Source organism: Kitasatospora sp. NPDC001547 (assembly GCF_042894165.1).
GTDB lineage: Bacteria > Actinomycetota > Actinomycetes > Streptomycetales > Streptomycetaceae > Kitasatospora.
Window position 1 is genome coordinate 64323 of the sequence record NZ_JBIAVL010000031.1, and the last position, 8958, is coordinate 73280.

General features: G+C 70.3%; 7 protein-coding genes. All 7 read left to right on the forward strand.

The genetic code is table 11. The features are described from left to right. Nucleotides 1-20 precede the first annotated feature (20 nt). The 7 genes from ACFY0X_RS33680 (at nt 21) to ACFY0X_RS33710 (ending at nt 8663) form a co-directional block, all read left to right on the forward strand. Nucleotides 21-2228, forward strand: coding sequence for a polyribonucleotide nucleotidyltransferase (locus ACFY0X_RS33680; RefSeq protein ID WP_387760298.1), 2208 nt, complete (start codon nt 21-23; stop codon nt 2226-2228). Nucleotides 2229-2347: 119 nt separating this feature from the next. Beyond that, entirely contained in the window at nt 2348-3700 is a 1353-nt protein-coding gene (locus tag ACFY0X_RS33685; RefSeq protein ID WP_387760300.1) for a M16 family metallopeptidase, read from the forward strand. 32 nt (nt 3701-3732) lie between these two features. Then, entirely contained in the window at nt 3733-4479 is a 747-nt protein-coding gene (dapB, locus tag ACFY0X_RS33690; protein ID WP_387760302.1) for a 4-hydroxy-tetrahydrodipicolinate reductase, read from the forward strand. 25 nt (nt 4480-4504) lie between these two features. Further along, the gene (locus ACFY0X_RS33695; protein ID WP_387760303.1) at nt 4505-4963 is read left to right on the forward strand and encodes a hypothetical protein; all 459 of its coding nucleotides are present in this window, start codon (nt 4505-4507) and stop codon (nt 4961-4963) included. Beyond that, nucleotides 4960-5691: an FAD-dependent thymidylate synthase gene (gene thyX / locus ACFY0X_RS33700; RefSeq protein WP_387760304.1), complete on the forward strand. Its 732-nt coding sequence runs from the start codon at nt 4960-4962 to the stop codon at nt 5689-5691. The genes ACFY0X_RS33695 and thyX overlap by 4 nt, the downstream gene beginning before the upstream one ends. A 215-nt stretch (nt 5692-5906) precedes the next feature. Further along, nucleotides 5907-6806 carry a 4-hydroxy-tetrahydrodipicolinate synthase gene (dapA, locus tag ACFY0X_RS33705; RefSeq protein WP_387760306.1) on the forward strand — a complete coding sequence of 300 codons (900 nt, stop codon included), beginning with the start codon at nt 5907-5909 and terminating at the stop codon, nt 6804-6806. Between the two features lie 171 nt (nt 6807-6977). Beyond that, nucleotides 6978-8663, forward strand: coding sequence for a ribonuclease J (locus ACFY0X_RS33710; RefSeq protein WP_387760308.1), 1686 nt, complete (start codon nt 6978-6980; stop codon nt 8661-8663). The last annotated feature ends 295 nt before the right edge of the window (nt 8664-8958 follow it).

Genomic DNA, 8958 nt, shown 5'->3' on the forward strand with positions numbered 1-8958 from the left:
CGAAAGAGGAGATCTTCCAGGTGGAAGAGAACGTGTTCTACGCCGAGGCCGTGATCGACAACGGTTCCTTCGGCACCCGTACCATCCGCTTCGAGACCGGCCGCCTGGCCCGTCAGGCCGCCGGCTCCGCCGTGGCCTACCTGGACGACGACACCATGGTGCTGTCGGCCACCAGCGCGTCCAAGCAGCCGAAGGAGCACTTCGACTTCTTCCCGCTGACCGTGGACGTCGAGGAGCGGATGTACGCCGCGGGCCGCATCCCCGGCTCGTTCTTCCGTCGCGAGGGCCGGCCGTCCGAGGACGCGATCCTCACCTGCCGCCTGATCGACCGCCCGCTGCGCCCGTCCTTCGTCAAGGGCCTGCGCAACGAGGTCCAGGTCGTCGTCACCGTGATGGCGCTCAACCCCGACCACCTGTACGACGTGGTCGCCATCAACGCCGCCTCCGCCTCCACCCAGCTGGCGGGCCTGCCGTTCTCCGGCCCGATCGGCGGCGTGCGCGTCGCGCTGATCAACGGCCAGTGGGTCGCCTTCCCGACCCACAGCGAGCTGGAGTCGGCCGTCTTCGACATGGTCGTCGCCGGTCGCGTCCTGCCGGACGGCGACGTCGCGATCATGATGGTCGAGGCCGAGGCCACCGACAAGACCGTCAAGCTGGTCGAGGGCGGCGCCGAGGCGCCGACCGAGGAGGTCGTCGCCTCCGGCCTGGAGGCCGCGAAGCCGTTCATCAAGGTCCTGTGCGCCGCGCAGTCCCAGCTGGCCGCCCAGGCCGCCAAGCCGACCGGCGAGTTCCCGGTCTTCCTGGACTACCAGGACGACGTCCTCGCCGCGCTGACCGCCGCCGTCAAGGACGAGCTCGCCCAGGCCCTGACCATCGCGGGCAAGCAGGAGCGCAACAACGAGCTGGACCGCGTCAAGGCGCTGGCCGCCGAGAAGCTGCTGCCCGAGTTCGAGGGCCGCGAGAAGGAGATCAGCGCCGCCTACAACGCGCTGACCAAGAAGATCGTCCGCGAGCGCGTCATCACGGACAAGGTCCGCATCGACGGCCGCGGCGTCACCGACATCCGCACCCTGGCCGCCGAGGTCGAGGCCATCCCGCGGGTGCACGGCTCGGCCCTGTTCGAGCGCGGCGAGACCCAGATCCTGGGCGTCACCACGCTGAACATGCTGCGCATGGAGCAGCAGCTGGACACGCTCTCCCCGGAGACGCGCCGCCGCTACATGCACAACTACAACTTCCCGCCGTACTCCGTCGGTGAGACCGGCCGCGTGGGCTCGCCCAAGCGCCGCGAGATCGGCCACGGCGCGCTGGCCGAGCGGGCGATCCTGCCCGTGCTGCCGACCCGCGAGGAGTTCCCCTACGCCATCCGCCAGGTCTCCGAGGCGCTGAGCTCCAACGGCTCCACCTCGATGGGCTCGGTCTGCGCCTCGACCATGTCGCTGCTGAACGCCGGTGTGCCGCTGAAGGCCGCCGTCGCCGGCATCGCCATGGGCCTGATCTCCCAGGAGATCGACGGCGAGACCCACTACGTCACGCTGACCGACATCCTCGGCGCCGAGGACGCGTACGGCGACATGGACTTCAAGGTCGCCGGTACCCGCAACTTCATCACCGCCCTCCAGCTGGACACCAAGCTGAACGGCATTCCGGCGTCGGTGCTCGCCGCCGCGCTGAAGCAGGCCAAGGACGCCCGCCTGCACATCCTCGACGTGATGAACGAGGCCATCGACTCGCCCGACGAGATGTCCCCGAACGCGCCGCGCATCATCACCATCAAGATCCCGGTGGACAAGATCGGTGAGGTCATCGGCCCCAAGGGCAAGATGATCAACCAGATCCAGGAGGACACCGGCGCCGAGATCACGATCGAGGACGACGGCACCATCTACATCGGTGCCGCCGACGGCCCGGCCGCCGAGGCCGCCCGCACCACGATCAACCAGATCGCCAACCCGACCATGCCGGAGGTCGGCGAGCGCTACCTGGGCACCGTGGTCAAGACCACGACGTTCGGCGCGTTCGTGTCGCTGATGCCGGGCAAGGACGGCCTGCTGCACATCTCGCAGATCCGCAAGCTGGCCGGCGGCAAGCGCGTGGAGAACGTCGAGGACGTCCTCGGCGTCGGCGCCAAGGTCCAGGTCGAGATCGCCGAGATCGACCCCCGCGGCAAGCTCTCCCTGATCCCGGTCATCGAGGGCGAGGAGGGCGGCGAGGCCGCTTCCGAGTGAAGCGCCGCTAGCTGACCCCCGCGGCCCGTACGCCTCCCGGCGTGCGGGCCGCACCCCGTTGTCCACGCGTTCGTCCGCACGTGCCCCCCGCGCGTGCGTTTCCTCTGGAGGTACCCCCCGTGGCGCAGGCCCCGGCGGTAAAGCAGCGTCCCGGCACCACCCGGACCCTGCTCAAGGGCGTCGACGGCGCCGGCACGGTGCGCCGCACCGTGCTCCCCGGCGGCCTTCGGGTCGTCACCGAAACCCTGCCGACGGTGCGCTCCGCGACCTTCGGCATCTGGGTCGGCGTCGGCTCGCGGGACGAGACCCCGCAGCTCAACGGCGCCACCCACTACCTGGAGCACCTGCTCTTCAAGGGCACCGAGCGGCGCAGCGCGCTGGACATCTCGGCCGCCCTGGACGCGGTCGGCGGCGAGATGAACGCCTTCACCGCGAAGGAGAACACCTGCTACTACGCCCGGGTCCTGGACACCGACCTGCCGCTGGCCATCGACGTGGTCTGCGACATGCTCACCGGTTCGCTGATCCGCCCCGAGGACGTGGAGGCCGAGCGCGGCGTCATCCTCGAGGAGATGGCGATGGCCGAGGACGACCCGGGCGACGTGGTGCACGACCTGTTCGCCAAGGTGATCTTCGGCAGCGGCCCGCTCGGCCGCCCGATCCTCGGCACCCAGGAGACCATCAGGACGCTCACCCGGGACCAGATCGCCGGCTTCTACCGCCGCCGCTACCGGCCCGAGCACCTGGTCGTCGCCGCGGCCGGCAACCTCGACCACCGGAAGGTGGTCAAGCAGGTCGAGCAGGCCTTCGCGCCGGTGCTGGCGGCCTCCACCGCCGCCCCCGCCGAGGCCCGCCGCGGCGTGAAGGCGCTGCGCACGGCCGGCCGGGTCGAGGTGCTCAACCGCTCCACCGAGCAGGCCCACCTGGTGCTGGGCGTGCCCGGCGTGCCGCGGCACGACGAGCGCCGCTGGGCGATGGGCGTGCTCAACGCGGCCCTCGGCGGCGGGATGAGCTCCCGGCTGTTCCAGGAGGTCCGCGAGAAGCGCGGCCTGGCGTACTCGGTCTACTCGTACTCCTCGTCCTACGCGGACAGCGGCCTGTTCGGCATCTACGCCGGCTGCCAGCCCAAGCGGGTCGAGGAGGTGCTGCGGATCTGCCGCGCCGAGCTGGCCAAGGTGGTCGAGGAGGGCATCACCGAGGAGGAGCTGCAGCGGGCGATCGGCCAGATCTCCGGCTCCACCGTGCTCGGCATGGAGGACACCGGCTCGCTGATGAACCGGATCGGCAAGGCCGAGCTGAGCTACGGGCACCACCTGTCGGTGGACGACATGCTGGAGCGGATCGCGTCGGTGACCCTGGAGGACGTCCACGCGGTGGCCCGTGATGTGCTGGGCGCGTACCGGCCGTCGCTCGCCCTGATCGGCCCGGTCAACGACAAGCGGGCCGCCAAGCTCGCCGATCTGCTGGTCTGATCCGCCGGTTTCCGGGTGAGAGGAATTTTGCTATGACGCTGCGTGTCGCCGTGATCGGCGCCAGGGGACGGATCGGCTCCGAGGCGGTCAAGGCCGTCGAGGCCGCGCCGGACCTGGAGCTGGTCGCCACCCTCGGCCGCGGGTCCGAGCCGCGGGAGCTGACCGAGGCCGGGGCGCAGGTCGCGGTCGAGCTGACCCACCCGGACTCGGTGATGGGGAACCTGGACTACTGCCTGCACCACGGCATCCACGTGGTCACCGGCACCACCGGCTGGACGGACGAGCGGCTCGCCACCGTCCGCGGCTGGCTGGACGAGGCCCCGGAGCTCGGCCTGCTGATCGCGCCGAACTTCTCCATCGGCGCCATCCTCGGCATGAAGTTCTCGCAGGTCGCCGCCCGGTACTTCGAGTCGGTCGAGGTGGTCGAGCTGCACCACGACCGCAAGGCGGACGCCCCCAGCGGCACCGCTACCCGCACCGCCCAGCTGATCGCCGCGGCCCGGGCCGAGGCCGGCCGCCCGCCGCAGCAGGACCCGACCACCCACAGCCTGCCCGGCGCGCGCGGCGCCGACGTGGACGGGGTGCCGGTGCACGCGGTGCGGCTGCGCGGCCTGCTCGCCCACCAGCAGGTGATGTTCGGCGACACCGGCGAGACGCTCACCATCCGGCACGACTCGCTGCACCACAGCAGCTTCATGCCGGGCATCCTGCTGGGCGTGCGCAAGGTGGTCGGCACGCCGGGGCTGACCTTCGGCCTCGAACACTTCCTGGACCTGTGACCGTGTCGATCCCCAGGAGCGCGTCATGACCTCCCGTACCGGATTCTTCGTCCTGTCCGGCGTGCTGCTGCTGGTCGCCCTGGTCTGCGTGGGCGAGGGCGTCCAGCTGATCGCGACCGGCAAGCCGCTCGGCATCGGCATCGGGGTCTGCGCCTTCGTGATCCCGGTGATCGGCGTCTGGTTCCTGCGCCAGACCGTCCGCTTCGGCCGGGACAGCGAGCGGTTGGCCCGCGAACTGGAGGCCGAGGGCGGCCTGCCGGTGGACGAGCTGAAGCGCAGCAAGGGCGGGCGGATCGACCGGGCCTCGGCCGACGCGGTGTTCGCCCGCCGCCAGGCCGAGGCACAGGACGCGCCGGGCGACTGGCGGGTCTGGTTCCGCCTCGCCGTGGCCTACGCCGACGCCGGCGACACCCCGCGCGCCCGCAAGACCATGCAGCACGCCATCAGGCTGCACAGCACCGAACCCGCAAGGAGTAACGCGTGAGCGACGAACCGACGGCCCCCAGCTTCCGCAGCGACGTGACGGTGGAGCTGGTCCGCAGCGCCGCCGCCGACTCGGACGTCATCTGGGCGGCCCGGGTCTCGACCGCGGGCGAGCAGTCCCTGGAGGCCCTCCAGCAGGACCCGGAGAAGTCCAAGGGCCTGATCAACTTCCTGATGCGCGACCGGCACGGCACGCCCTTCGAGCACAACTCGATGACCTTCTTCATCAGCGCGCCGATCTTCGTGTTCCGGGAGTTCCACCGGCACCGCAGCGGCTGGTCGTACAACGAGGAGTCCGGCCGCTACCGCGAGCTCCAGCCGGTCTTCTACGTCCCGGGCGAGGAGCGCAAGCTGGTCCAGCAGGGCCGCCCCGGCAAGTACGAGTTCCACGAGGGCACGCCCGAGCAGCACCGGACCACCACCGGGGCGATGGAGGCCGCGTACCGCGAGTCCTACGCCCGCTACCAGGAGATGCTGGCCGCCGGGGTGGCCCGCGAGGTGGCCCGCGCGGTGCTGCCGGTGGGCCTGTTCTCCTCGATGTACGCGACCTGCAACTCGCGCTCGCTGATGCACTTCCTGTCGCTGCGCACCCGGCGGGAGAACTCGGCGGTGCCGTCCTTCCCGCAGCGCGAGATCGAGATGGTCGCCGAGCAGATGGAGGAGCAGTGGGCCCGGCTCATGCCGCTCACCCATGCGGCCTTCGAGAAGCACGGCCGAGTCGCCCCCTGACCTGGGACGACAGGCATATGGGCAGAGTGTCTGGCATGTCTGGATTGCGGCTTTTCTAGCCGCTCCCTACATTCGTGAACACGGATTCCGGTGCTGCCCGAACCCCCGAGCGGGCAGCACCGGGATCCCACGTCCGCGCCACCGACGCGCTACACCTGTCCGAACACCGGACCGGCATGGGTAACGCCCCACCGCCTACGAGTAGCTTTGGACGCATGGCTCCGACCTCCACCCCCCAGACGCCGTTCGGCCGGGTCCTGACCGCGATGGTCACCCCGTTCACCGCCGACGGCGCGCTCGACCTCGACGGCGCCCAGCGCCTCGCCACGCACCTCGTGGACTCCGGCAACGACGGCCTCGTCGTCAACGGCACCACCGGTGAGTCCCCGACCACCAGCGACGCCGAGAAGGCCCAGCTGGTCCGCGCCGTGGTCGAGGCGGTCGGGGACCGCGCCCACGTGGTGGCCGGCGTCGGGACCAACGACACCCACCACAGCGTCGAGCTGGCCCGGCAGGCGGAGGCCGCCGGAGCGCACGGCCTGCTGGTGGTCACGCCGTACTACAGCAAGCCCCCGCAGGAGGGCCTGTACCGGCACAACGTCGCCGTCGCCGACGCGACCGGGCTGCCGGTCATGCTGTACGACATCCCGGGCCGCAGCGGGGTCGCGCTGAGCCACGAGACGTTGGTCCGCCTCGGCGAGCACCCGCGGATCGTCGCCAACAAGGACGCCAAGGGCGACCTCGGCGCCGCGGCCTGGGCGATCGCCCGCGCCGACCTCGCCTGGTACTCCGGCGACGACATCCTCAACCTGCCGCTGCTGTCCGTCGGGGCCGTCGGCGTGGTCAGTGTCGTCGGGCACGTGGTGGCGGCGGACCTGCGGGCGATGATCGAGGCCTTCCTGGCGGGTGATGTGGTCAAGGCCACGAGCATCCACCAGCGCCTGCTGCCGGTGTTCAGCGGTATGTTCCGCACCCAGGGCGTGATCCTGAGCAAGGCGGCACTGGAGCTCCAGGGACTGCCGGCCGGCCCGCTGCGGCTGCCGCTGGTGGGAGCGACGCCCGAGGAGATCGGGCGACTGAGGCAGGATCTCGCCTCCGGCGGGGTACACCTCTAACAGACACGGACGTGCGCGCCCCGGCTCGCCGGATCCTCCCAGGGTCCGCCGCTGGACCGGATCGAAGGCGCGAGAGCACAGACCCAGTAGGAAAACGACACTGAGTACGCACGCCATATGTCTCCAGGGGGAGGACCCCGGGCATATGGCGTGCGTCGTGAGGAGAGTCTTTTGAGCCACCCGCACCCCGAGCTCGGCGCGCCCCCGGCACTGAAGGAGGGCGCCCTCCGCATCACTCCGCTCGGCGGCCTCGGCGAGATCGGCCGCAACATGACGGTCCTCGAGTACGGCGACCGCATCCTGATCATCGACTGCGGCGTCCTCTTCCCCGAGGACGAGCAGCCCGGCGTGGACCTGATCCTCCCGGACTTCAGCTACATCCGGGACCGCCTCGACAAGGTCGACGGCATCGTCCTCACCCACGGGCACGAGGACCACATCGGCGCCGTCCCGTTCCTGCTGCGGGAGAACCCGGACATCCCGCTGATCGGCTCCAAGCTGACCCTGGCGCTGATCGAGGCCAAGCTCGCCGAGCACCGCATCCGGCCGTACGTCCTGGAGGTCAAGGAGGGGGAGCGCGAGCGCATCGGCCCCTTCGACTGCGAGTTCATCGCGGTCAACCACTCCATCCCGGACGCCCTGGCCGTGGCGGTCCGCACCCCCGCCGGCATGGTCGTGGCCACCGGCGACTTCAAGATGGACCAGCTGCCGCTGGACGGCCGCCTGACCGACCTGCCGACCTTCGCCAAGCTGGCGGAGGAGGGCATGGACCTGCTGCTGGTGGACTCCACCAACGCCGAGGTCCCCGGCTTCATCCCGCACGAGCGGGACATCTCGGCGGCGCTGCGGAACGTCTTCGCGAACGCCGACCGGCGGATCATCGTGGCCTCGTTCGCGAGCCACGTGCACCGCATCCAGCAGGTGCTGGACGCCGCCCACGAGTACGGCCGGAAGGTCGCCTTCGTCGGCCGCTCGATGGTCCGCAACATGGGCATCGCCCGCGACCTCGGGTATCTGAAGGTCCCCGGCAACATGGTCGTGGACGTCAAGCAGCTGGACGACCTGCCGGACAAGGAGGTCGTGCTGATCTGCACCGGTTCGCAGGGCGAGCCGATGGCGGCGCTGTCCCGGATGGCCAACCGCGACCACCAGATCCGCATCGTCGAGGGCGACACCGTCGTCCTGGCCTCCTCGCTTATCCCGGGCAACGAGAACGCCGTCTACCGGGTGATCAACGGCCTGACCCGCTGGGGCGCCAAGGTCGTGCACAAGGGCAACGCCAAGGTGCACGTCTCCGGCCACGCCTCGGCCGGCGAGCTGCTGTACTTCTTCAACATCTGCAAGCCGCGCAACCTGATGCCGGTCCACGGCGAGTGGCGCCACCTGCGCGCGGCCGCCGAGCTGGGCGTCGCCACCGGGGTGCCGCGCAACCGCGTGGTCATCGCCGAGGACGGCGTCTGCGTCGACCTGGAGGGCGGCGTCGCCCGGATCGTCGGCAAGGTGCAGGCCGGGTACGTCTACGTGGACGGCTCCTCGGTCGGCGACATCAGCGAGGCCTCGCTCAAGGACCGCAGGATCCTCGGCGAGGAGGGCTTCATCTCGGTCTTCGTCGCGGTCGACTCCGCCAACGGCAAGATCGTCGGCGGTCCGACCATCCAGGCCCGTGGCTCCGGCATCGACGACCACGCGTTCGCCCCGGTGGTCGCCAGGCTCCAGGAGGCACTGGACCGCTCGGCGAGCGACGGCGTGCTGGACCCCCGTCAGGTGCAGCAGCTGGTCCGCCGGACCATCGGCAAGTGGGTCGCGGACAACTACCGCCGCCGGCCGATGATCCTGCCGGTCGTGGTCGAGGTCTGACGCTCGCCCGAGACCGGCTGAGGCCGATTTGACGTGGGGCGACCCGGTGCGTAGTGTTCTCCGGGTTGCCCCACGGGACGGCCCCTCGGAAACGGGCTCGAATCTGAATTCGAGAACGACCGGGGAAAACGGACCGAAGAACTCTGCTAGAGTTCGGGAGCGCCGAAAGGCGAAAGCAAATCGGATGAATTGAAACTCCGGAAAACGGAGCGGAAAACGTCTGATAAGCTGGAAACACGAAAGAACGAAGCCCGGAGGGCCTGCTGGAAGGCGGCTCGAAGGAAGCGTCCGTTCC

Bases quoted from the DNA above. Each gene is read 5' to 3' on its own strand.
- dapB (WP_387760302.1), top strand. From the start codon at position 3,733: ATGACGCTGCGTGTCGCCGTGATCGGCGCCAGGGGACGGATCGGCTCC.
- ACFY0X_RS33695 (WP_387760303.1), top strand. From the start codon at position 4,505: ATGACCTCCCGTACCGGATTCTTCGTCCTGTCCGGCGTGCTGCTGCTG.
- dapA (WP_387760306.1), top strand. From the start codon at position 5,907: ATGGCTCCGACCTCCACCCCCCAGACGCCGTTCGGCCGGGTCCTGACC.